The sequence below is a fragment of the Cupriavidus neocaledonicus genome (genome assembly GCF_000372525.1).
GTDB lineage: Bacteria > Pseudomonadota > Gammaproteobacteria > Burkholderiales > Burkholderiaceae > Cupriavidus > Cupriavidus neocaledonicus.
Genome location: NZ_AQUR01000090.1, coordinates 84754 through 107135, shown reverse-complemented (window position 1 = coordinate 107135; position 22382 = coordinate 84754). Strand labels below are relative to the sequence as shown.

At 68.9% G+C, this 22382-nt stretch carries 19 protein-coding genes and 1 pseudogene; 13 read left to right on the top strand and 7 right to left on the bottom strand.

The genetic code is table 11. The features are described 5' to 3' along the window. Positions 1–15: 15 nt before the first annotated feature. Complete coding sequence (locus tag A3AG_RS0111830; RefSeq protein WP_018005602.1) at positions 16–1692, bottom strand: amidohydrolase; 1677 nt, start codon at positions 1690–1692, stop codon at positions 16–18. A 70-nt stretch (positions 1693–1762) separates the two neighbouring features. Then, a complete protein-coding gene (locus A3AG_RS0111825; protein WP_018005601.1) occupies positions 1763–3295 on the bottom strand; it encodes an amino acid permease in 1533 nt (510 codons plus the stop codon). A 444-nt stretch (positions 3296–3739) separates the two neighbouring features. On the opposite strand from A3AG_RS0111825, the gene A3AG_RS0111820 reads away from it, so the two are divergent. Further along, positions 3740–5416, top strand: coding sequence for a phospholipase D family protein (locus tag A3AG_RS0111820; protein WP_018005600.1), 1677 nt, complete (start codon positions 3740–3742; stop codon positions 5414–5416). 89 nt (positions 5417–5505) lie between these two features. Beyond that, the gene (locus A3AG_RS0111815) at positions 5506–6591 is read left to right on the top strand and encodes a Zn-dependent alcohol dehydrogenase (RefSeq protein ID WP_020384452.1); all 1086 of its coding nucleotides are present in this window, start codon (positions 5506–5508) and stop codon (positions 6589–6591) included. 68 nt (positions 6592–6659) lie between these two features. Here the strand turns inward: A3AG_RS0111815 and A3AG_RS0111810 are convergent, their stop codons facing one another. The 3 genes from A3AG_RS0111810 to A3AG_RS34830 form a co-directional block, all read right to left on the bottom strand. Next, positions 6660–7166: a DUF6630 family protein gene (locus A3AG_RS0111810; protein ID WP_018005598.1), complete on the bottom strand. Its 507-nt coding sequence runs from the start codon at positions 7164–7166 to the stop codon at positions 6660–6662. A 26-nt stretch (positions 7167–7192) separates the two neighbouring features. Next, a complete protein-coding gene (locus A3AG_RS0111805; RefSeq protein ID WP_018005597.1) occupies positions 7193–7882 on the bottom strand; it encodes an ArsR/SmtB family transcription factor in 690 nt (229 codons plus the stop codon). A gap of 1134 nt (positions 7883–9016) precedes the next feature. After that, positions 9017–9286 carry a helix-turn-helix domain-containing protein gene (locus A3AG_RS34830; RefSeq protein WP_081610721.1) on the bottom strand — a complete coding sequence of 90 codons (270 nt, stop codon included), beginning with the start codon at positions 9284–9286 and terminating at the stop codon, positions 9017–9019. Between the two features lie 163 nt (positions 9287–9449). Here A3AG_RS34830 and A3AG_RS31600 point away from each other — a divergent pair. From A3AG_RS31600 to A3AG_RS0111785, 4 genes and pseudogenes are all read left to right on the top strand, one after another. Beyond that, a pseudogene (locus tag A3AG_RS31600) lies at positions 9450–9791 on the top strand (alpha/beta hydrolase); the annotation flags it as partial. A 51-nt stretch (positions 9792–9842) separates the two neighbouring features. Beyond that, a complete protein-coding gene (locus tag A3AG_RS0111795) occupies positions 9843–11465 on the top strand; it encodes an ATP-binding protein (protein ID WP_018005595.1) in 1623 nt (540 codons plus the stop codon). Between the two features lie 77 nt (positions 11466–11542). Next, entirely contained in the window at positions 11543–12136 is a 594-nt protein-coding gene (locus A3AG_RS0111790; protein WP_026164125.1) for a sigma-70 family RNA polymerase sigma factor, read from the top strand. A 42-nt stretch (positions 12137–12178) separates the two neighbouring features. After that, on the top strand, positions 12179–12394 hold the full coding sequence (locus A3AG_RS0111785; RefSeq protein ID WP_018005594.1) for a zf-HC2 domain-containing protein: 216 nt from the start codon (positions 12179–12181) through the stop codon (positions 12392–12394). Between the two features lie 63 nt (positions 12395–12457). Here the strand turns inward: A3AG_RS0111785 and A3AG_RS0111780 are convergent, their stop codons facing one another. Beyond that, a complete protein-coding gene (locus A3AG_RS0111780) occupies positions 12458–12838 on the bottom strand; it encodes a hypothetical protein (protein ID WP_018005593.1) in 381 nt (126 codons plus the stop codon). A gap of 276 nt (positions 12839–13114) precedes the next feature. On the opposite strand from A3AG_RS0111780, the gene czcI reads away from it, so the two are divergent. From czcI to A3AG_RS0111760, 4 genes are all read left to right on the top strand, one after another. After that, positions 13115–13486: a cation efflux protein, CzcI family gene (gene czcI / locus A3AG_RS0111775; protein WP_018005592.1), complete on the top strand. Its 372-nt coding sequence runs from the start codon at positions 13115–13117 to the stop codon at positions 13484–13486. A gap of 116 nt (positions 13487–13602) precedes the next feature. Then, positions 13603–14874, top strand: coding sequence for a TolC family protein (locus A3AG_RS0111770; RefSeq protein ID WP_018005591.1), 1272 nt, complete (start codon positions 13603–13605; stop codon positions 14872–14874). Between the two features lie 16 nt (positions 14875–14890). Then, positions 14891–16174, top strand: a complete 1284-nt coding sequence (locus tag A3AG_RS0111765) for an efflux RND transporter periplasmic adaptor subunit (protein ID WP_018005590.1) — start codon at positions 14891–14893, stop codon at positions 16172–16174. Between the two features lie 13 nt (positions 16175–16187). Further along, complete coding sequence (locus A3AG_RS0111760) at positions 16188–19358, top strand: CusA/CzcA family heavy metal efflux RND transporter (protein ID WP_018005589.1); 3171 nt, start codon at positions 16188–16190, stop codon at positions 19356–19358. 36 nt (positions 19359–19394) lie between these two features. Here A3AG_RS0111760 and A3AG_RS0111755 read toward each other — a convergent pair whose 3' ends face one another. Continuing rightward, positions 19395–19790 carry an META domain-containing protein gene (locus A3AG_RS0111755; RefSeq protein WP_018005588.1) on the bottom strand — a complete coding sequence of 132 codons (396 nt, stop codon included), beginning with the start codon at positions 19788–19790 and terminating at the stop codon, positions 19395–19397. Between the two features lie 242 nt (positions 19791–20032). On the opposite strand from A3AG_RS0111755, the gene A3AG_RS0111750 reads away from it, so the two are divergent. The 3 genes from A3AG_RS0111750 to A3AG_RS0111740 are packed head-to-tail and all read left to right on the top strand — an operon-like array spanning position 20033 to position 22326. Then, positions 20033–21187 carry a cytochrome P450 family protein gene (locus A3AG_RS0111750; protein WP_026164124.1) on the top strand — a complete coding sequence of 385 codons (1155 nt, stop codon included), beginning with the start codon at positions 20033–20035 and terminating at the stop codon, positions 21185–21187. A gap of 16 nt (positions 21188–21203) precedes the next feature. Then, on the top strand, positions 21204–21560 hold the full coding sequence (locus A3AG_RS0111745) for an antibiotic biosynthesis monooxygenase family protein (protein ID WP_018005586.1): 357 nt from the start codon (positions 21204–21206) through the stop codon (positions 21558–21560). Between the two features lie 10 nt (positions 21561–21570). After that, a complete protein-coding gene (locus A3AG_RS0111740) occupies positions 21571–22326 on the top strand; it encodes a sulfite exporter TauE/SafE family protein (RefSeq protein WP_018005585.1) in 756 nt (251 codons plus the stop codon). Positions 22327–22382 lie beyond the last annotated feature (56 nt).

Below are 22382 nucleotides of genomic sequence, written 5' to 3'. Positions count from 1 at the left end.
CGGCGCGTCACGGGATTACCGCTTGCCGTCTTTCGCGTACACGCGCTCGCCGGCCACCCACGTCTCGAGCACCTGCGTCTTCCAGATGTCGGCAGGCTTGACCTTGAACAGGTCCTGGTCCACCAGGATAAAGTCCGCCCACTTGCCCGGCTCGAGCGAGCCCAGCGTCTTCTCCTGGTGCTCGGCGTAGGCCGCGTCAAGCGTGAAGGCGCGGAAGGCCTGCGCCAGGGTCATGGCTTCTTCGGCATGCCAGCCCTGGATCGGGCGGCCTTCATGGTCGGTGCGGGTCACCGCCGCGTGCAGGCCGTAGAACGGGTTGGCCGATTCCACCGGGAAGTCCGAACCGCCCGCGATCACGGTGCCTTGCCCGAGCAGCGTCTGCCAGGCGTAGGCACCCTTGATGCGGTCCTTGCCGACGCGGTCTTCGGCCATGTTCATGTCGCTGGTCGCGTGCGTGGGTTGCATCGACGCGATCAGGTCCAGGCCCTTGAAGCGCGGGATGTCCGGCAGCGCGATCACCTGCGCGTGCTCGACGCGGTTGCGCAGTTCGCGCCCGCCCACCTCCCGGTAGGCCGCTTCCATGGCGTCCAGCACCTGGTGGTTGGTGGCGTCGCCGATGGCGTGGATGTTGACCTGGTAGCCGGCCTTGATCGCGGTCTTGACCGCGGCCTGCATGGCGGCATCGCTCATGAACAGCAGGCCGCTGTGCACGTGGTCGTCCGAGTACGGTGCCATCAGCGCCGCGCCGCGGCTGCCGAGCGCGCCGTCGCCGTACAGCTTGACCGCGCGCAGGTAATAGCGGTCATTGCCGTAGCCCGACAGCGGCCCCCTGGCCGACAGCGCCTTGAAGTCGTCGCCGGTGTCGCGGATCATGCCGTAGATGCGGGTGGTCAGCTTGCCCTGGTCGGCGAACTCGCGGTAGATGCGGTCTTCGGCGACGGTCACGCCGGCGTCGCCCGCGGCGGTCAGGCCGAGCGCGTTCATGTGCGCCAGCGCGGCGGCCAGCGCGGCGCGGCGGTCGTCGTCGCTGTACGGCGGGATCACGTTGTTGACCAGCGCCATGGCCTTGTCGACCAGCACGCCGGTGGGGTTGCCGCTGGCATCGCGCTCGATGCGCCCGCCGGCCGGATCCCTGGTGTCGCGCGTGATGCCGGCGGCCTGCAGCGCCTTGGTGTTGAGCCACGCGGCATGGCCGTCGACGCGCACCAGCCGCACCGGCCGGTCCGACACCGCGGCGTCGAGCTCGGCCGCGGTGGGGAAGCGGCCCAGCTTCCAGTTCACCTGGTTCCAGCCATAGCCCAGCAGCCACTTGCGCTGCGGGTTCTTGTCGCCATAGGCGCGGATCATGCCCTGCGCCTCGGCCAGCGTGCGCGTGCCCGACAGCGAGATCTCGGTGGTCTTGAAGCCCAGGCGGAACACGTGGCCGTGGGCATCGATCAGGCCCGGCAGCAGGGTCTTGCCCTGGCCGTCGATGCGCTGCGCGCCCGGATACTGCGCGCGCAGGGTGGCGGCGTCGCCGGTGGCCAGCACCTTGCCCTGGTCGAATACCAGCCCGGTGAAGCGGGTGAGCTGGTCCTGCTGCAGGGTATAGCCCTGCACCGATTCCACCAGCGTGGGCGCGGCGTGCGCGGGCAGGCCCAGGACCATGCCGGCGCCAAGCGCCAGCAGGCTGATGCGGATTGCTGTCTTCAAAGCCATGCTCCTTGTCGTTGTGCTTGTTTTGCTTGGTGACTGCGGATTGCCAGGCGCCCGGGAACGGCGCCTATTCACCGGCTGCCGGCACGGCGGTACGCATCACGTCGGCTTCGCGGGCCGGCAGCGCGGGGAATTTCATCTCGGCGTAGCGCACGAAGCGCGTCTTGCGCGCGATGCGGTAGCCCAGCCAGATCAGCAGGAAGATCGGAATGCCGATATAGGTGGCGGCCACGCCGACCCAGTCGATCTTGCCGCTGGTAAAGGCCTGGTAGTTCTGGCCCAGCGTCACGACCAGGCACAGCCCGAAGGCAAAGATCGGCCCGTAGGGAAAGAACGGCGAGCGATAGGGCAGGCGGTCCAGGTCATGCCCCTGGGCGACAAAGCCCTTGCGGAAACGGTAATGGCTGACGGCGATGCCGAGCCAGGCAATGAAGCCGGTCATGCCCGACAGGTTCAGCAGCCACAGGTACACCGACTTGCTTTCGAACAGCGAGGTCAGGAAGCACAGCGCGCCCACCGCGGTGGTGGCCAGCAGCGCCACCAGCGGCACGCCGTTGCGCGTCAGGCGGGCAAACACGCGCGGCGCGCGGCCCTCGGTGGCGAGGTTGTACAGCATGCGGGTCGAGGCGTACATGCCGGAGTTGCCCGCCGACAGCACCGCGGTCAGGATCACCGCGTTCATCACGCCGGCGGCAAAAGCCAGGCCCGCATGGCGGAACACCAGCGTGAACGGACTCACGCCCACGGTCTGCACGTCGCTCTTGAGCAGGCTGGGGTCGGTGTAGGGAATCAGGATGCCGATGATCAGGATCGCCAGCACATAAAACAGCAGGATGCGCCAGAACACCTGGCGCACGGCGCGCGGGATGTTCTTCGCCGGATCGGCCGATTCGCCGGCGGCGATGCCGATCAGCTCGGTGCCCTGGAACGAGAAGCCGGCAATCATGGCCACGCCGATCAGCGCGGGCAGCCCGCCGACGAAGGGCGCATCGCCGCTGGTCAGGTTGGCCAGCCCGTGGCTGGCCGCCATGTCGCCGCGCAGGATGCCGAAGATCATCAGCGTGCCGATGCCGATAAAGGCGACCACCGTCACCACCTTGACCAGCGCGCACCAGTATTCGGCCTCGCCGAAGCCGCGCACCGAGATCGCATTGAGCGCGAACATCAGGCCGAGAAACAGCGCGCTCCACAGCACGCCGGGCGTGTCCGGGAACCAGTACTGCATCACCAGCTGCGCCGCGGCGAGTTCCACCGCGATGGTCACGGCCCAGTTGTACCAGTAGTTCCAGCCGAGCGCGAAGCCGAAGCCCTCGTCGACATAGCGCGCGCCATAGGTGGCGAACGAGCCCGACACCGGCATATAGGCCGCGAGCTCGCCCAGGCTGGTCATCAGGAAATACACCATCGCGCCGATCAGGATATAGGCGGCCAGCGCGCCGCCGGGTCCGGCTTGCGCGATGGTGGCGCCCGAGGCCACGAACAAGCCCGTGCCGATGGAGCCGCCGATGGCGATCATGGTGAGGTGGCGTGCGCGCAGGCTGCGGCGCAAGGTGGGCGCGCTCGCGCCGGCGGAGGAAGGCTGGGAAGGTTGGGTCGACATCGGGATCCGGTCTGGGGGCGCGCCCTGCGGTACAGGCGAAAGGCCGCGAAGGCGCGCAACGCTGCCGGCAGCGCCGGGCGGCCGCAAGCTGCGAGTCCGCCACCGCGCGGGCGGCGACACATGCCGCAGGGCCTCCTCCCGGTGCTACCGGCCGGTATATTGGGCGGCATCATAAGAGAAATCGCTGTGCAGGGAAAGCCGCTGCGGACAGGCCGTGCCGGGCCGTGGTGCCGGGTGCCGCACTCGCCGCCAGGCCGTGCCTGGTCACCGGGACGCTTGCGCTGTAGGACAAACACCCGGCGCGGACAGGAATGGCACCGCTGCCGATGCCGGCGCGCGGGGTATATCTTGCGAGGTAGCAGGCGCTGCACGCCGGCCGGTGCGATTAACCGGCCAACCGGCCCATCCCCGTTCCTTCATTCACTGGCGCAGGGAGACTGACGGATGTTCCACACGCACAGCCATGTTCCGTTCGACGCCCGGCGGGCGCTGACCGCGGGGCGTGCCGGCGCCGGCTGGTGCCGGCGCGCGCGCCAGCTGGCCGCCTTCGCGCTGGCTGCCCTGCTCGGCGCCGCGGTGCTGGGCGGCTGCGCCAGCCTGCCGGCGCAGGCCGAGCGCACCCCCTCGACCGCGCCAGCCAATACCAGCGACACGCCTTTGGGCAAGGTGCTGGCGCCGCGCCTGGCCAAGCGTCCGGGCGAGTCGCTGTTCTATCCGCTGCAATCCGGACCCGACGCGCTCGCCGCGCGGCTGGCGATGGCACGCGCGGCGCAGCGCAGCCTGGACCTGCAGACCTATATCTTCGAGCCCACCGGCACCGGCGCGGCCGTGCTCGGCGACATCCTCGACGCGGCCGATCGCGGCGTGCGCGTGCGCATGCTGCTCGATGACCTGCATACCGGCGGCCTCGACAAGGTCCTGTCGGCGATCGACTCGCATCCCAATATCGAGGTGCGCCTGTTCAACCCGTTCGCCAACCGCAGCGTGCGCTGGCTGGAAATGCTCGTCAGCTTTAACCGCCTGGACCGCCGCATGCACAACAAGTCGATGACCGTGGACAACCAGATCACGCTGCTGGGCGGGCGCAATGTCGGCGACGCGTATTTCTCGGCGCGCACCGACATGGACTTCAGCGACCTCGACGTGCTGGTGGCCGGGCCGGCGGTGCCCCAGGTATCCGCGGTGTTCGACGAGTACTGGAACGACGCGTCGTCCTATCCCGTGGTGGCTCTGATCCCCGCCGGCAAGGAAGCGCCGGTGGAAATGCGCAGCCTGCGCAAGCGGCTGGAGGCGCGCGGCGACCAGGCCGTGGCCAGCCCCTACGTGCAGGAGCTGCTCGATTCGGGTCTGGCCAGGGGCATCGAAAGCGGGCATATGCCCGGCTACTACGGCAAGGCCGTGGTGGTCTCCGACAAGGCCGCCAAGATCACGCACCAGACCCACGACGAGCCGGGCCACGCCACCGCCCGGCTGGAGAAGATGATCAGCAGCGCGCAGAAGGAGGTGCTGCTGATCTCGCCCTACTTCGTGCCCGACGACGACGGCGAAGCCTGGCTGATCGCGCTGGCGCGGCGCGGCATCCGCGTGCGCATCCTGACCAACTCGTTCGAAGCCACCGATGTCAGCCCGGTGCACGCGGGCTACGCGCCGCACCGCCGGGCGCTGGTCGCCGCCGGCGTGGAACTGTACGAGCTCAAGCCCAGCGCCTACGCCGAGCTGGCCAACCGTGGCAAGGCCGCGCGCGGCTCGCGCTCGCGCGCCTGGCTGTCGTCCAGCCGCGCCAGCCTGCACGCCAAGAACTACATCGTCGACCGGCGCCTGGTCTTTATCGGCTCGCTCAACATGGACCCGCGTTCGGCCAGGCTGAATACCGAGATGGGCGTGGTGCTCGACAGCCCGGCGCTGGCCGAGCGCATGACCCGCTCCACCGAAGACGGCCTGCTCGACATGGCTTACCGCGTCGGGCTGCAGACCGACGGCGACGGCGGCAATCCGCGCCTGACCTGGACCACGCGCGAGAAGGGCCAGCTGGTGGTCTACGACGGCGAGCCAGGCATGGGCCCGCTGCAACATCTGGGGATCGGCGTGCTGCGCGTGCTCCCGATCAAGGAAGAGCTTTAAAGCGGCATCGGCGGGCGTCCCGCGGCTTTCCTGAACGCTGGTTTGGGGGTATTTTTTCCGGCACCGTAGCTCCCCTCCGGAGGAATTCCATGAAAGCTGCAGTGCTGCATCAACCCCGGACGCCGCTGGTGATCGAAGACGTGGCCATCGGCAAGCCCGGACCGCGCGAAGTGCTGGTGCGCACCGCCGCCGTCGGCGTGTGCCACTCGGACCTGCACTTCGTCGACGGCGCCTACCCGCATCCCGTCCCCACCATCCCGGGCCACGAGGCCGCGGGCGTGGTCGAGCAGGTCGGCGCCGAAGTCCGCACGGTCAAGCCCGGCGACCACGTGATCACCTGCCTGTCGGCCTACTGCGGCCATTGCGAACATTGCCTGACCGGCCACCTGTCGCTGTGCACCGAGCCCGATACCCGCCGCCGCGAAGACGAAGCGCCGCGCTTGCAGGCCGCCCATGGCAACGCCATGCACCAGTTCCTGAACCTGTCGGCCTTCGCCGAGCAGATGCTGATCCATGAGCACGCGCTGGTGGCGATCCGGCGCGACATGCCGCTGGACCGCGCCGCGCTGATCGGCTGCGCGGTGACCACCGGCATGGGCGCCGTGATCCATACCGCCAGGGTGCAGCCGGGCGAGACCGTCGCCGTGATCGGCTGCGGCGGCATCGGGCTGGCCACGGTCAACAGCGCCGCCATTGCCGGCGCGGGCCGCATCATCGCCATCGACCGCTTGCCCGGCAAGCTGGAGCTTGCCCGCAAGTTCGGCGCGACCGACGTGATCGATGCCAGCGAGGGCAACGTGCTGGACGCGGTGCGCGCCCTCACCGGCGGCGGCGTGCACCATGCCTTCGAGGCCATCGGCCTGAAGGAGACCACCGAGCAGGCCTTTGCCATGCTGCGCCGCGGCGGCACCGCCACGGTCATCGGCATGATCGCGCCGGGCGTCAAGATCGAGCTCAAGGGCAGCGATTTCCTCGGCGAGAAGCGCATCCAGGGCTCGCTGATGGGGTCCAACCGCTTCCCGGTGGACATGCCGCGCATGGTGGACTTCTACATGGCCGGCCGCCTGCACCTGGATGAGCTGATCGCGCAGCGGCTGCCGCTGGACCGCATCAACGACGCCTTCGACGAACTGCGCCGCGGCGAACTGGCGCGCTCGGTGATCCTGTTCGACTAGGCGCGCAGCCGGGCCGGTGCGCCGGCGCCGGCTTGTCCCTTCACGCCACGCAAGCGTCGACGCGGCGTTCAGTAAGGCTGGTCCGCCGGCCGCACCTCGAAGCGCAGGGTCTCGGCCAGGTCCAGCATCTCTTCATCGTCCTCGCTGCGCGTGATCCAGCCGGCGTAGGCGTCGCCGCCGGTATCCCAGTTCCATAGCGTATAGCCGGCCACGCGCAGCTGGTTGTGCACCAGCTCCATCAGTTCCGGCACGCTGGTGCTCTCCAGGAAGGCTTCGTCCTCGGGGTCATCGGTGCCCCAGTCGAGCTCCAGGTCCATGCGCTCGCACAGCTGGTTCAGGCAGCCGATAAAGGACTGCGCATCCTTCCAGTCGACAAAGAACCCGGACTGCCAGTCGATGACCTCGCGGATCACCCACAGCAGTTCCGGCCCCTCGGTGTCGTCGTCCTCGGCATCGAGCAGGGCATCCTCGAACATCGCCAGCTGCGCCGAGGTCTGGGCGCTGTCGCCAAGGTTGATCAGGGCGAAGAAACGCGCGATCGCGTCCTGCGTGTCGTCGTCCAGCGGTGTGGCCATCTTTTTTCTCCGGTTGCCGCGGCGCGCTAGGCCGCGATGCGGATGATCTCGCGTTGGCCGGCCGGTGTCACGCGCAGCGCGCGCGAGGTGCGCGTCGGCTCGACCCAGCCGCGCGCCAGCAGGCTGCCCAGCAGCGCCGCGCCGAGCGCGCCGCCCAGGTGCGGCTTGCGCTCGCTCCAGTCCGGGCAGGTGCAGGCAAACTGCCGCCGCTTGCGGCGCGCCGCCTCCACGTCCACGCCCAGCCCGCCCAGCGCCTGCGCGCCGTCGCCGCTGAGCTCGACCCGCGGCCCGTCCAGCATCAGCCAGCGCGACTGCGTCATGCGCTCGAACAGCCCCACCGCCAGCTCGCCCGCCAGGTGGTCATAGCAGGTGCGCGCCTGCCGCAGCGCCGGCGGCGCCGTGCGCGACACCGGCACCGCGCGCAGCCGCGGCGGCTGGCTCGCCAGCGATGCCGACGCCAGCGCCTCGATCGCCACGCCGATCTCCGGCGCCGCCAGCCGGTAATAGCGGTTGCGCCCGCGCGTCTCCGCCACCAGCAGGCCGCCCTCGGACAGGCGCGCCAGGTGCCCGCTGGTCGAAGACGCCGACAGGCCGGCAATCAACGCCAGCTCGCCGGCGGGCCGGGCGCTGCCGTCCATCAGCGCCCACAGCATGGCGGCACGGCCCGGGTCGGCGAGCAGGCTGGCGAGGTGGCTGATGCCGGGGGTGTAATCCATGGTTTGGGGTTGGGTGAAGGGTGTGATGCGGAGTATAGGACGCGGGGGGATTGCTGGTGAGCGGTGCTAATTAAGTTCTTACAAGCAAATTAAGTTCTTACAAGCAAATTAAGTTCTTACAAAGAGACGTCATCAGCGCTGGACGAGTGTGCGCGGACAATAAAGTCGTACAAACTGCGACAATAAGCACAGAGAAAGGCACAGCAAAAAACTCGCAAACTGGCCTGTGCACTAGCTTTCCTGACTTTATTGACAAGTCAGGCAGATGGTTGGTGGCGCGGCCCATTGTTGGCGGACCTGGCACACCAGGTTCATTCTTTTCGAATGGAAGTGCGCCAGAAGCTACTTATAATAGACTTCCACGTAGCGAGACGCCTAATATTCCGTCGCGCACCACTACCCCGCGCGAAACGGTGGCCAAACCGCAGAAGCGCACGGCCCGCGCCGGTGGTCTGTCGCTCGGGGGGGCCGCGGCAGATTACCTTCCGTAGTGGTCGTCTCAGCTGGCGCGTCGCTCCTCGACCGCCTGTTCCTCGGGTAATGCGTCGTCGCCACGGCGTCGCGTAAAGCGCGCAACATTGCGTGCTCGTCCACATTGTTTGCCGTGCGGGTCGATTCTCTGCACGGGTGAGGCCGCCATAGTTACTTCAAAGGCATGCCGGCGCATTGTCTCGATCCCCTTAGGCCTGTCGACGACAGTCTCTCAATAACGACAGCGAGAGGCACCCCGGTACAGCAGCCAACAAATAGACGTCCATCCGACGTCCCTGCTGCCGCCAGTAAGCTAGGCGGTGCCTATGGTGCGGTACACGTGAGGTTAAGCAATTCGTTCGCTGCCGCTTTGGCGTGGCCGCGTTTGAAGTCGGAGACTGAGTCGGTCACGGAGCCAAACTGACGACCCAGCCGCGCCTGACCACTTCGACTGCGTCAAGTTGTTCAGCCGGATGCATGGCAAAGTACCGGTTGCTCGCCGCCATCAGGAAGCTCGGCTTCACAAGGGAAGCGGGAATAGAGAACCATCGCGGCTAAGCGGAATACGTTCGCCTCAAGCTGATCTTGCGCGGACGCATTCGCAGACTGTGCGACGGCTGGCGCAGCGGGTGACCAGCCTCAAGAAACAAGGAGCGGAATTAGCTATGCGGTCGAAGGCCGTTTGTTGTTGGCGTCCTTCGCAGGATGGAGCGACCGTATAACTTCTGCGTTGCGCAGTAAGTCGGATAGAGGGAGGGATAAGGCGATCGCAAGCGCGTCCAACGTAAGCAGACGGGCTTCGGTAGCGCCCCGCTCGACTTTGCTTAGAGAGACGACATGAACGCCGGAAAGCTCACTAAGCTGTTGCTGAGTGAGTCCTGCTTGTTCGCGAGCGAGTCGGATAGCTTGGCCGACCGCGTGAAGAAGGTCCATCCCGTCAAAGAGTGCTCTCGGAAGTACCTTTTTCTACCGACATATGCTCGCCCGGTACAGAACGCTATAGCTATATAATTAGCGTTTACGCTAAACTTAAGCCTAGAGCCTAAGAAATTTTGCGGATGCACTTGGGTAAGTGACGTCATACATACACAGTAGAGTTGACGATGACTACCGCATCGATCCGCGGCGGCTGGCCTTTGCCGGATTCTCGGACGGCGCCAGCTATGCGCTGTCGCTGGGCATTACCAATGGCGATATCGCCAGCCATGTGATCGCGTTTTCCGGCGGCTTCATGTCGGTGTTCATGCAGACCGGTATTCCCAGGGTATTCGTCGCGCACGGGCTGGCCGACGAGCAGCTGCCTATTGCCACCAGCGGACGCGCGCATGCGGCCAGGCTGCGCGCCGCGGGCTATGACGTGGAATACGTCGAGTTCGACGGGACCCATGTCATCCATGCGCCCGTGGTCGAGCGCGCGATCGATTTCTTCCTGCAGTGAAACCCTGGCCGCTGGCCGGCGCGGCCACGCCATTGAACGGGAGTGCGGTACATGGATTTCGAGATTCCGGAGGCGCTGATCCATCCCCTGCTGGCGATGCTCGAAACCGGTTCGCCGCTGGCCCGGCAGCTGCAGCAGCATGGCGTGTGCCACGGCAATATGCTGGTGTCGAGCAAGCTGTTCGACGCGCACGCGCTCAGTTCGCTCTATACGCTCAGCAAGACGCAGAACGAACGCGCGCTGATGTTCCAGATGCTGGCGCTGGACAACATCTACAACGCGCCGCAGGCGCGCGTGATTCCGGGGCTGGACCAGCTGGTGGCGGGGCTGGCCGCCTACCTGTCGCGCGATGCCATCGACGGCTGGCTGTACCAGCGCAACCGCGACGGCGTGCTGCTGCCCTGGCTGGTGCGCCGCATGCGCTATGTATTGCCCGAGCAGGGCATGGCCTACGTGGTGGTGGATTTGCTCGCCAACACGATGCAGTCGGCCAACTCCGCGCTGACCGACCACCACCTGCGCCGCTCGGGCATGACCACGTCGATGGTGATCACGCGCGACGATATCGCCAACCGAACCATCCCGGAGTTGCTGGCTGAATTCGGCTTCTACAAGGAGTGCGCGGAATTCCGCCAGGAATATGAACAGCACGCGCAGCGCTTCGTGCGCTTCCAGCGCGGCTTCGGCGCGCAGTGCGTGGCGATGCGCGCGGCGTTCTCGGTCGATGCCAAGGGCGCGGCGGAGCTGATCCCGATCGCCGACGCCGCGGGCGCGCGCTGCGTGAATGACGAAGAGCGGCTGGAGCGCCGTTTCGAGATGACCTGCGACCCGTCGTTCTGGCGCGAGGCGGGCATCATGGAGGGCTTCGAGCGCGTGCCGCTGCATGGCTACGTGCACCTGTTCCACCTGGAGTGGCACCGCAATATCTGGGTGCACGTGCAGCACCTGGCCGAGTACCGCTACCAGCCCGCCCTGCGCGACAAGCTGGTGCTGCCCGCGCATCACCGCGACCTGATCGACGTCCTGACCTCGCACATGGACATGCTGGCGCCGGACTTCGTGCCGGGCAAGTCCGGCGGCACCACCATCCTGTGCCAGGGCGCGCCGGGCCTGGGCAAGACACTGACCGCCGAGGTCTATGCCGAGGTGGTCGGCAAGCCGCTGTACCGCGTGCACTCCGGGCAGCTTGGCACCACCGCGGCGTCGGTGGGGGCCACGCTGATGACCATCCTGCGCCGCGCCATGCGCTGGAATGCGATCCTGCTGCTGGACGAGGCCGACGTCTATATCCGCCGGCGCGCCAATGACCTCGAGCACAACGCCATCGTCGCCGAGTTCCTGCGCACGCTGGAGTACTTCAGCGGCTTGCTGTTCATGACCACCAACCGCATCGGCGACGTCGACGATGCCATCCTGTCGCGCTGCATCGCCACCATCCACTACACCACGCCGTGCCGCGAGGATGCCGTGCGGCTGTGGCGCCTGCAGGCGGCGCAGTTCGGCGCGGAACTGGACGATGCGCTGATCGACGCGCTGACCGACGCCTACCCCAGCGCGAGCGGGCGCGACATCAAGGAGCTGCTGAAGCTGGCAACGCGCTACGGCAAGGCCAGGGAGATTGCGCTGACGATGGATGTGTTCCGCCTGTGCGGGCAGTTCCGCGGCATCGGCTGACCACTGCGGCATACCGGCACAGGGCAGGGCGCGGGTATGATGGCGCATCCGACCAGGCAACCGCCCCCTGATCCCCGATGAGCCTCGACCCAGCCGAACTGCAGGCGCTACGCCCCTACCTGTTGCGCTTCGCGCGCCTGCAGCTGCGCGATGAGGCGGTGGCCGAGGATGCCGTCTCGGAAACGCTGCTGGCCGCGCTCGAGCATCCGGAGCGCTTTGCCGGCCAGTCCGCGCTGCGCACCTACCTGGTCGGCATCCTCAAGCACAAGATCATCGACGCGCTGCGCAGCGGCAGGCGCGAGGTCAGGCTGGCGCTCGCGAGCGACGGCGACGGCCAGCCGCAGTCCGACGACGACGCCTTCGACGCCCTGTTCACGCGCAACGGCCACTACCAGGATCCGCCCTCCGACTGGGGCGACCCGGAGCGCGCGTTCGAGCGCCGCGAGTTCTTCGAGATCCTGCAGCTATGCGTGGACCGACTGCCGGCGCGCACCGGCCGCATCTTCATGATGCGGGAATGGCTGGAGCTGGACACCGAGGAAATCTGTCAGCATTTGCAGATCAGCGCGACCAATGCGTGGGCGATGCTCTACCGGGCCCGCATGCGCCTGCGCGAATGCCTGGAACTGCACTGGTTCGGCCAGCGCGGCCGGCCCGGCAAGGCCGGTTGAGCCCGCTCACGCGTCCACGCCACCGAACCGCCACCGACCAACATGCCGGAAACCCCACCTTCCCGCCCGCCGCGCCGGCTGCTGCCGGACTGCGAAGAGGTCCACCACCTGACCATGAAGAGCCTGGACCTGCCGCTGTCCTGGGCGGAGCGGCTGCGCATGCGCTCGCACCTGGCGATCTGCGATGCCTGCACTCGCTTCAGCGCACAGATGCGCACGCTGCGCGAAGCCATGCACCGGCTGGGGCGCGACGAATGACAAAAGGCCAGCGCTGGCGCTGGCCTTCCTTCTGGTTTTCTCGCTGCGGGGGAGGCGGGCCTCTCAGGCGCGGGCGCCTTCGCCGTAGGGATCGAAACTGCCGGCGCGGCTGCCTTCGGTAAAGGTATCGAAGCTGCGGGCAGGCGCTGCCGATACGCCGCTGCGGTCCAGTCCGGCCACGGTGCGGGCCCCGTCGGTGAAGGGGTCGGCCTTGCCGGTCCGGGCACCGTCGGTAAAGGGATCGGCCTTGCCGGCGCGGGCGCCGTCGGTGAAGGCGTCGTGGCTGCGGAACTCATAACCATACTTGTCGCCCGGCACGGTGCTGCGGAAGCTGTAGCCGTACTTGTCGCCGGGCAGGGCGTCGGTGGCGGTCGCGGCTTGCGCTGCGCCCAGCGCGGCCAGGGTCAGGAGCAGGGCGGAAGCGAGGCGGGTGGTCTTGGTCATGGTGTTTCTCCGTTAGCTTGTTGAATTTGTCAGAAGGCGTTGCTTTGTGTGCGTGCCGTTCATGTACGGAACTATAGGAGCCAAGCCATGAAGCAAGCGGGCGCTTTGCCGGATGAGTTATTCAAAAATACTGAACAAGCTTGCCGGGCAGCGCGCACGCCTGCGATGACGCAAATGTAATGACCCCGTTGCCGCTTGCCCGCCGCGCCTCGGTTAAACTTGCGACTCGCCGCCGGCGCCCCGCTCGTCGCGCCTGCTGCGCCGATCTCACCATTCATGCAACGGCTCCTGCTCGTCCTCCTTGCGCTCGTCCTGCCGCTCCAGTTCGCCTGGGCGGGAGCGGCCGCGTATTGTGGGCACGAGGTCGCGCTGTCCAGGGCCCATTTCGGCCACCATGAGCACCGGCACCAGGCCGGCAGCGGCAAGCCGGACCAGCAAACCGATCCTGCGCAGGAAAAGGCCAAGTTGAACCTGGCCGACCCCGACTGCGGCGTCTGCCATATCGCCTCGCTGCCTTTCGCGCCGGCCGATGCGCAGGATGTGCCTGCGCTGCGCCGCGTGGAGCTGGCGCCGCCGGTGCCGCAGCCCCGCTTCTCCTCGCACAGCGCGCGCGCGCCCGACCGGCCGCAGTGGCCGCGTCTCGCTTAGCCGGCGAGACGACGCTTCCCCGCTATCCCGATCCCTTGCGATCGCCTGCTGGCGTCATGACCGCATGACGTCGGACGTCTCGCCGAATTTCCCCGGTTTTCTTCTGGTGCAATTCGATGCGAAGACTTTTGCTGCCGCTCGGGCTGGCGGCCGTGCTATCCAGCCCTTTCCCCGGTGTCGCGCAGACGCCGCCCGCCGCCGTGGCGCTGCCGTCGGCTCCCGCGCCTGCCGGCGCAACGCAGCCGGCCGGGACGCTGACCCTCGATGCCGCGCTGGCGCTGGCGGAAGCCGGCAGTTTCACCCTGTCCGCCGCCGGCAAGGAGCTTGACGCCACCGAAGGCGACCTGATCCAGGCGCGCGTGCTGCCCAACCCGGAACTGGCTGTGTCGATGGAAGACACGAGGAAGGCGTCGCGCGCGACCACCGGCCAGGTCAACCTGCCGGTCGAGCTGGGCGGCAAGCGCGCCGCGCGCATCGGCCTGGCCGAGCGCGGCCGCGAGCTGGCGCAGGCCGAGCTGGGCAGCACACGGGCCGAGCTGCGCGCCGCGGTGATCGCGCGCTTCTTCGGCGTGCTGGTGGCGCAGGAGCGTGTCCGGCTCGCCGAGGCTTCGGTCGGCATCGCCAGCCAGGCCGCTAACGCCGCCGGCCGGCGTGTCGCCGCCGGCAAGGTGGCCCCGCTGGAGGCCACACGCGCCAGCGTCGAGCAGGCCAACGCCGAGCTGGAGCTGGCCGAGGCCACCGGCGCGCTGCAGTCCGCGCGGCAGTCGCTGGCGGCACTGTGGGGCGAAAGCACACCCCGTTTTGCGCAGGGGCAGGGCGATCTCGATGTCCTGCCGTCGCGGCCCGCGCCGGCCGCGTTGCAGGCGGCGCTGGCAGACTCGCCGTTGCTGGAAGCCAGCCGCCTGGCGGCGGAGCGCAGCCGTGCCGAAGTGGCGGTGCAGCGCAGCCGCCAGTATCCCGACGTGACCGTGAGCGTGGGCGCCAAGCGCGACAACGAGGCCAACCGCAACATGGCGGTGCTGGGCGTGGCGATTCCGCTGCCGCTGTTCGACCGCAACCAGGGCAACCTGTACGCGGCGCTGCGCCGTGCCGACGGCGCACAGGATGCGCACGCCGCCACGCGCGTGCGTTTGCAAGGCGAGCTGCAGCAGGCTTCGACACAGCTGTCGGTGTCGCGCGCCGCGGCGCAGACGCTGCAGGCCTCGGTGCTGCCGGCGGCGGAACAGGCCTACGCCGCCGCCTCGCGCGGGTTCGAGGCCGGCAAGTTCAATTTCCTCGACGTGCTGGATGCCCAGCGCACGCTGTTCCAGGCGCGCATCCGCTACCTGGACGTGCTGGCCCGCACCTATGACGCGGCCGCCAGCATCGACCGCATCCTCGGACACTGATACGGAAGCTGCAGACATGGCAATGAGCAAGCAACAACGGGCCGCCGTGGCGGCCATCCTGTTCGCGGGGCTGCTGGGCAGCGCGGCGATCCTGTTCACCGGCACGGGGGGCGGCGCCACCGGCGAGGCTGCGCACGGGCATGCCGGACATGGCGACGAACACGGGCACGAGCACGGCGAGGAAGCGGACAAGATGGCGGGCAAGGCGGTGGCGCATGCCGGCGCCAGCGCGCCCGCGGCGCAACCGCAAGCCGAAGGCAAGCCGCACGTGATCGCGCTGACGCCGGCGCAGATCGAGCAGGCCGGCATCGGCATGGCCACCGCTGCGGCTGCGGCGCTGCGCAGCAGCGTCGATTTCCCCGGCGAGATCCGCTTCAACGACGACCGCACCGCGCACGTGGTGCCGCGCGTGGCGGGCGTGGCGCAGGCGGTGCCGGCCAGCCTGGGCCAGCCGGTGCGCCAGGGCGAGGTGCTGGCGCTGATTGCCAGCACCACGGTGGCGGAGCAGCGCAGCGAACTGCTGGCCGCGCAGAAGCGCGAGGCGCTGGCGCGGGCCACCTATGCGCGCGAGCAGACGCTGTGGCAGGAGAAAATCTCCGCCGAGCAGGACTACCAGCAGGCGCGCACCGCGCTGGAGGAGGCGCAGATCGCGGTGCAGAACGCACGACAGAAGCTCACCGCGATCGGCGCCGCCGAGCGCGGCGGGGCCGGCGGCGGGCTGAACCAGTTCGCGCTGCGCGCGCCGTTCGACGGCATCGTGGTCGAGAAACACCTGTCGCTGGGCGAAGCGGTCAAGGAAGACGCCAGCGTCTTCACGGTCTCGGACCTGAGTTCGGTATGGGCCGAGTTCGTGGTGTCCGCGCGCGACCTGGACCACGTGCGCGTGGGCGAGGCGGTCACGGTGCGCTCCAGCGCCTCTGCCACGCAGGCCGAAGGCAAGGTGTCCTACGTCGGCGCCTTGCTGGGCGAGCAGACCCGCACCGCCAGGGCGCGCGTGACGCTGGCCAATCCGGGCACGGCCTGGCGGCCCGGGCTGTTCGTCACGGTCAGCGTGCTGGGCGCGCCGGTACAGGTGCCGGTGACGGTGGCAGCCGACGCGGTGCAGCAGGTCGATGGCCAGAGCGTGGTGTTCGTCGCGGTGCCGGACGGGTTTGCGGTGCAGCCGGTCCAGACCGGGCGCTCCGATGGCAAGCGGGTCGAGGTGACCCGGGGCCTGCAGGCCGGCGCGCGCTACGCCGCGGCCAACAGCTTTATCCTCAAGTCCGAGCTGGGCAAGGCCAGCGCCGGGCATGAGCACTGAGCGGGAGGTGCCCATGTTCGAACGCCTGATCCGCTTTGCCATTGCGCAACGCTGGCTGGTGCTGCTGGCGGTGCTGGGCATGGCCGCGCTGGGCCTGTACAGCTACACCCGGCTGCCGATCGACGCGGTGCCCGACATCACCAACGTGCAGGTGCAGATCAATACCGCCGCGCCGGGCTATTCGCCGCTGGAGACCGAGCAGCGCATCACCTACCCCGTCGAGACCGTGATGGCGGGCCTGCCCGGGCTGGAACAGACCCGATCGCTGTCGCGCTACGGCCTGTCGCAGGTGACGGTGATCTTCCGCGACGGCACCGACATCCACTTTGCGCGCCAGCTGGTCAACCAGCGCATCCAGGAGGCGCGCGACCAGCTTCCGACCGGCATCACGCCCGCGATGGGGCCGATCTCGACCGGCCTGGGCGAGATCTACCTGTGGACGGTCGAGGCCGGGCCCGGCGCACGCAAGGCCGATGGCAGCGCCTACACGCTGTCCGACCTGCGCGAGATCCAGGACTGGGTGATCCGGCCGCAGCTGCGCAACGTGCCGGGCGTGACCGAGGTCAATGCCATCGGCGGCCATGCGCGCGCCTACGTGGTGGCGCCAGACCTGGCACGCATGGCGTCGTACGGGCTGGCGCTGTCCGATGTGGTCGGCGCGCTGGAGAAGAACAACGATAACGTCGGCGCCGGCTATATCGAGCGCCGCGGCGAGCAGTACCTGGTGCGCGTGCCGGGCCAGGTGCGCTCGCTCGATGAGATCGGCGACGTGATCGTCGGCAGCGCGCAGGGCCAGCCCATCCGCGTGCGCGACGTGGCCACGGTGCAGACCGGCGGCGAGCTGCGCACCGGCGCGGCCACCGAGAACGGCCGCGAGGTGGTGCTGGGCACGGTGTTCATGCTGATCGGCGAGAACAGCCGCGCGGTGTCGCAGGCGGTCGACCGCAAGATGGCCGAGATCAACCGCACGCTGCCGGCGGGGGTGCAGGCCGTCACCGTGTACGACCGCACCACGCTGGTCGACAAGGCCATCGCCACGGTCAGGAAGAACCTGCTGGAAGGCGCGGTGCTGGTGATCGCCATCCTGTTCCTGTTCCTGGGCAACCTGCGCGCGGCACTGATCACCGCGCTGGTGATCCCGCTGTCGATGCTGTTCACCTTCACCGGCATGGTCCACTACCGCATCAGCGCCAACCTGATGAGCCTGGGCGCGCTGGACTTCGGCATCATCGTCGACGGCGCGGTGGTGATCGTCGAGAACTGCGTGCGCCGGCTGGCGCATGTGCAGGCCAGCCAGGGCCGCGCGCTGACGCGCGACGAACGCCTGCAGGAAGTGTTTGCCGCGGCACGCGAGGCGCGCCGGCCGCTGCTGTACGGCCAGCTGATCATCATGGTGGTGTACCTGCCGATCTTCGCGCTCACCGGGGTCGAGGGCAAGATGTTCCATCCGATGGCCTTTACCGTGGTGCTGGCGCTGCTGGGGGCGATGGTGCTGTCGGTGACCTTCGTGCCCGCGGCGGTGGCGCTGTTTATCGGCAACCGCGTGGCCGAGCGCGAGAACCGGCTGATGGCGTGGGCGCGACGCCGCTACGCGGTGCTGCTGGAGCGCGCGCTGGCGTCGACGCCGGTGGTGCTGGCCGGCGCCGGCGTCGCCGTGGTGTTGTGCCTGGCGATGGCCACGCGCCTGGGCAGTGAGTTCGTGCCCAGCCTCAACGAGGGCGACCTCGCGGTGCAGGCGCTGCGCATACCCGGCACCAGCCTGACGCAATCGGTGGCGATGCAGCAGCAGGTGGAGATCGCGCTGAAGGCCAAATTCCCGGAGATCGCGCGCATCTTTGCCCGCACCGGCACCGCGGAGATTGCCTCGGACCCGATGCCGCCGAATATCTCCGACGGCTACATCATGCTCAAGCCCGAATCGCAATGGCCCGAGCCGCGCCGCACGCGCGACGCGCTGATCGCCGCGATCCGCGCCGAAGTGGGCAAGCTGCCGGGCAACAACTACGAGTTCTCGCAACCGATCCAGCTGCGCTTCAACGAGCTGATCTCGGGCGTGCGCTCGGACGTGGCGGTCAAGGTTTTCGGCGACGACAACGCCGTGCTGGAGCAGACCGCCAGCCGCATCGCCGCGGTGCTGCAGGGCATTCCGGGCGCGGCCGAGGTCAAGGTCGAGCAGACCACCGGGCTGCCGATGCTGACGGTGCAGATCGACCGCAACCAGGCCGCGCGCTACGGGCTGAACCTGAGCGATATCCAGGACGCGGTGTCGATCGGCATCGGCGGCAAGGTGTCCGGCACCTTCTTCAGCGGCGACCGGCGCTTCGATATCGTGGTGCGCCTGCCCGAGGCCGTGCGCGCCGACGTCGACGCGCTGCGGCGCCTGCCGGTGGCGCTTCCCAGGGACGCCGGTGCGCGCACCAGCTACATCCCGCTAAGCGAAGTCGCCAGCGTGGAGATGGCGCCGGGCCCCAACCAGGTCTCGCGCGAGAACGGCAAGCGCCGCATCGTCGTCAGCGCCAATGTGCGCGGGCGCGATATCGGCAGCTTCGTACCCGAGGCCGAGGCCGCGATCCGCGCGCGCGTGCAAATCCCCGCCGGCTACTGGACCAGCTGGGGCGGCACCTTCGAGCAGTTGCAGTCCGCCACCGCGCGGCTGCGCGTGGTGGTGCCGCTGGCGCTGGGGCTGGTGTTCGTGCTGCTGTTCGCCATGTTCGGCAACGTCAAGGATGGCCTGCTGGTCTTCACCGGGATTCCGTTCGCGCTGACCGGCGGCATCCTGGCGCTGTGGCTGCGCGGCATCCCGTTGTCGATCTCGGCGGCGGTGGGCTTTATCGCGCTGTGCGGCGTCGCGGTGCTCAACGGGCTGGTGATGCTGTCGTTCATCCGCTCGCTGCGCGAGGCCGGCCACGGCCTGGACCATGCCATCCGCGCAGGCGCGCTGACGCGGCTGCGCCCGGTGCTGATGACGGCGCTGGTGGCGTCGCTCGGCTTCGTGCCGATGGCGCTGGCCACCGGCACCGGCGCCGAGGTGCAGCGGCCGCTGGCGACGGTGGTGATCGGCGGCATCCTGTCGTCGACGGCGCTGACGCTGCTGGTGCTGCCGGTGCTGTACCGGCTGGCGCATCGCAACGATGCGCCGGTGGCGGTGCGCGCCGATGGGCAGGTTACGCCAATGGACGCGTGACCATCGTGCCCGGTGCCAAGTGACGGGTTGTATTGCTTACTGCGGCGTGCCGGGCAGCGCACCAGGAGTCAGCACGCTCCATCCCGAGACCCCGCTCGAGGTGGTGCGGCGCTGGCTCCTGAGGACGCCGTTCTGGTCGAATTCGAACAGCACCGTCGAAGCGCGGATCGCGCCGCCGGCAAACAACGGGCCGATGAACGGAATAAAGCTCTCGGGGTGCGGCTGGGACGTCGCGAACGAGTAGAGCAGGATGGTCGACCCGTCGCGCAGCGTGGCGTGCGAGGAAGGCGGGCCGAGCTGCGCGGTGACCTCGTCGAGCGTGGAAAAACCGGGCAGGAAGTTCGACAATTGCTCGGGCTTCACGTCGACGCCGGTGGAAACGCACGCCGCCAGCATGATGCCGGCCACAACCAGTGCGTGAACACGCTTCATGTCGTCACCGCCGTACTTGGTAGGGCGTGGCCGGCAGCGCGGTAAGGGCCGCGCTGCCGGCGCTGCCGCGCGAAGGCGCCCGGCACGCCGTGCTCAAAGCATACAACCAATCGCCGGGCCGCAGCGTCCTGCATTCGACCCTTCACGACAGCGTGAAGCTTCCGTCCCGGCCGCGGCGGCATGATGCCGGTGTGCGCCAGGAATTGCGGCGCAGCCAGCCCATACATGCGATTCGCGCCGCCATGCCAGAAACCATCACTGCTCCCTTTGCCGGAATCGACCCGCTCAGCGCCGTCACGCATCCCGACCCGTATCCCTACTACCGTGAACTGGCCGCTACCCGCCCCTTCTTTCGCGACCCACGCCTGGGGCTGTGGGTGGCCGCCGGGCCGCGCGAGGTGGCAGCCGTGCTTTCCCATCCCGACTGCCGCGTGCGTCCGGCCACGCAGCCGGTGCCGCCCACGCTCGCCGGCACTGCCGCCGGTGACCTGTTCGGCCGGCTGATCCGCATGAACGATGGCGCCGCGCATGCGCCGCTGAAGGCGTTGCTGATGCCGATGCTGGCGGCGGTGGAGGCGGGCCACGCGGCGCGGCAGGCCGCCGCGATGGCGCAGGTGCTGGATGCCGGCGACGGCGCGCACGCCGCGATGCCGGCCGCGTCGGTCAACCGCTGGCTGTTTGCGTTGCCCGTCGTCACGGTGGCCTCGGTGCTCGGCCTGCCAGTCGCGCACAAGCCCGGCATGGCGGTCGAGGTCGCGCAACAGGTCGCGGCCTTCGCCGCCGCCCAGTCGCCGCTGGCGGACGCCGACACCGTGCGCGCCGGTGCCGCCGCCGCGCGGTGGCTCGGCACATGGCTGGCGTCGTCGCTGGCCAGCGGCGTGGCGGCCGACGGCCCGCTGCCGGCGCTGCAGCACGCGGCACAGGCCGCCGGCATCGAAGCGCAGGCGGTCGCCGCCAATATCATCGGCGTGCTGGTCCAGGCCTGCGAAGCGACTGCCGCGCTGGCGGGCAACACACTGCTATGGCTGGGGCGCCATCCCGCGCAGGGCGATACGCCGCTGGAGGCCGTGGTGACGCGCGTCGCGCAGGCGGACCCGCCGGTGCAGAACACGCGCCGGTTCGTTGCCGCCAATACCCGACTGTGCGGTCACGCCGTCAGGGCCGGCGACACGGTGCTGGTGCTGCTGGCGGCGGCATCGTGCAGCGGCCTTGCGCACGACGGGCGGGCATGGACCTTCGGCCATGGCCGCCACGCGTGCCCCGGCGACCGGCTGGCGCAGGCGCTGGCCGGCGCCACGGTGGCCGCGCTGCGTGCGCGGGGCGCCGATCCGGCTGCGCTGGCGCAGGCATTCCGCTATCGTCCGTCGCTGAATGCGCGCATTCCCCATTTCCTTTGATCTCATGGAGACCAGCATGATCGCCGTCATCTTCGAAGCCGAGCCCGCGCCGGGCCGGCAGGACAGCTACCTCGACATCGCCGCGCACCTGCGCCCGCAGCTCGAGGCCATCGACGGCTTTATCTCGGTGGAGCGCTTCCGGAGCCTGACCAATCCTGACAAGCTGCTGTCGCTGTCGTTCTTCCGCGACGAAGCCGCGGTGATCGCCTGGCGCAATACGCTGGCGCATCGCCAGGCGCAGGCCGCCGGGCGCGGCGGCGTGTTTGCCGGCTACCGGCTGCGCGTGGCGCAGGTGCTGCGCGACTACGGGCTCGATGCGCGCGAGCAGGCGCCGGCGGACAGCCGCGCCGTGCACGACCGCGACGCGGACTGAGGACGCGGTGATGACGATGGAATCGATGGGCACGCAGGCCGCGTTTATCGGCCTGACCTTCCTGCTGGCGGGCTTCGTCAAGGGCGTGGTCGGGCTGGGCCTGCCCACGGTCGCGGTGGGCATGCTGGGGCTGGTGATGCCGCCCGCGCAGGCCGCGGCGCTGCTGGTGGCGCCGTCGATGGTGACCAACGTGGTGCAGTTGTTCAGCGGCCCGCGCTTCGGGCTGCTGGTGCGGCGCCTGTGGCCGATGCTTGCGGCGATCTGCGCCGGCACCTGGCTGTGCGCGGCACTGCTTCCGGCCGGCATGATGACGCACGCGACTTCCGCGCTGGGCGTCGCGCTGGTGCTGTACGCGGTGGTGGGTCTGGCCGCGGTAAAGCTGACGGTGCCGGCCGGCGCCGAACGCTGGCTCGGGCCGCTGGTCGGACTGGTGACGGGCGGCATCACCGCGGTCACGGGCGTGTTCGTGATTCCGGCGGTGCCCTACCTGCAAGGGCTGGGGCTGGACAAGGAGAGCCTGGTGCAGGCGCTGGGCCTGTCGTTCACGGTGTCGACCGTCGCGCTGGCGGTCAGCCTGGCGCTGGGCGGGGCGTTGCTGCACATGCCGGTGCTCGGGGCGTCTGCGCTTGCGCTGGTGCCTGCGCTGGGCGGCATGTTTCTCGGGCAGTGGCTGCGCCACAGGATCAGTCCGGAGCGCTTTCGCAAGCTGTTTTTCTGCGGGTTGCTGGTGCTGGGTGGGGAGCTGGCGATGCGGGGGTTGGGGTGAGGGACGTTGAGCCTTGTTGCTTGCGGTGGTTTGCTCCCCTCTCCCGCGCGCGGGAG

Coding starts and splice junctions, on each gene's coding strand:
- A3AG_RS0111825 (WP_018005601.1), bottom strand. CDS start 3,295: ATGTCGACCCAACCTTCCCAGCCTTCCTCCGCCGGCGCGAGCGCGCCC.
- A3AG_RS0111820 (WP_018005600.1), top strand. CDS start 3,740: ATGTTCCACACGCACAGCCATGTTCCGTTCGACGCCCGGCGGGCGCTG.
- A3AG_RS0111815 (WP_020384452.1), top strand. CDS start 5,506: ATGAAAGCTGCAGTGCTGCATCAACCCCGGACGCCGCTGGTGATCGAA.
- A3AG_RS0111810 (WP_018005598.1), bottom strand. CDS start 7,166: ATGGCCACACCGCTGGACGACGACACGCAGGACGCGATCGCGCGTTTC.
- A3AG_RS0111805 (WP_018005597.1), bottom strand. CDS start 7,882: ATGGATTACACCCCCGGCATCAGCCACCTCGCCAGCCTGCTCGCCGAC.
- A3AG_RS34830 (WP_081610721.1), bottom strand. CDS start 9,286: ATGGACCTTCTTCACGCGGTCGGCCAAGCTATCCGACTCGCTCGCGAA.
- A3AG_RS0111795 (WP_018005595.1), top strand. CDS start 9,843: ATGGATTTCGAGATTCCGGAGGCGCTGATCCATCCCCTGCTGGCGATG.
- A3AG_RS0111790 (WP_026164125.1), top strand. CDS start 11,543: ATGAGCCTCGACCCAGCCGAACTGCAGGCGCTACGCCCCTACCTGTTG.
- A3AG_RS0111785 (WP_018005594.1), top strand. CDS start 12,179: ATGCCGGAAACCCCACCTTCCCGCCCGCCGCGCCGGCTGCTGCCGGAC.
- A3AG_RS0111780 (WP_018005593.1), bottom strand. CDS start 12,838: ATGACCAAGACCACCCGCCTCGCTTCCGCCCTGCTCCTGACCCTGGCC.
- czcI (WP_018005592.1), top strand. CDS start 13,115: ATGCAACGGCTCCTGCTCGTCCTCCTTGCGCTCGTCCTGCCGCTCCAG.
- A3AG_RS0111770 (WP_018005591.1), top strand. CDS start 13,603: ATGCGAAGACTTTTGCTGCCGCTCGGGCTGGCGGCCGTGCTATCCAGC.
- A3AG_RS0111765 (WP_018005590.1), top strand. CDS start 14,891: ATGGCAATGAGCAAGCAACAACGGGCCGCCGTGGCGGCCATCCTGTTC.
- A3AG_RS0111760 (WP_018005589.1), top strand. CDS start 16,188: ATGTTCGAACGCCTGATCCGCTTTGCCATTGCGCAACGCTGGCTGGTG.
- A3AG_RS0111755 (WP_018005588.1), bottom strand. CDS start 19,790: ATGAAGCGTGTTCACGCACTGGTTGTGGCCGGCATCATGCTGGCGGCG.
- A3AG_RS0111750 (WP_026164124.1), top strand. CDS start 20,033: ATGCCAGAAACCATCACTGCTCCCTTTGCCGGAATCGACCCGCTCAGC.
- A3AG_RS0111745 (WP_018005586.1), top strand. CDS start 21,204: ATGATCGCCGTCATCTTCGAAGCCGAGCCCGCGCCGGGCCGGCAGGAC.
- A3AG_RS0111740 (WP_018005585.1), top strand. CDS start 21,571: ATGACGATGGAATCGATGGGCACGCAGGCCGCGTTTATCGGCCTGACC.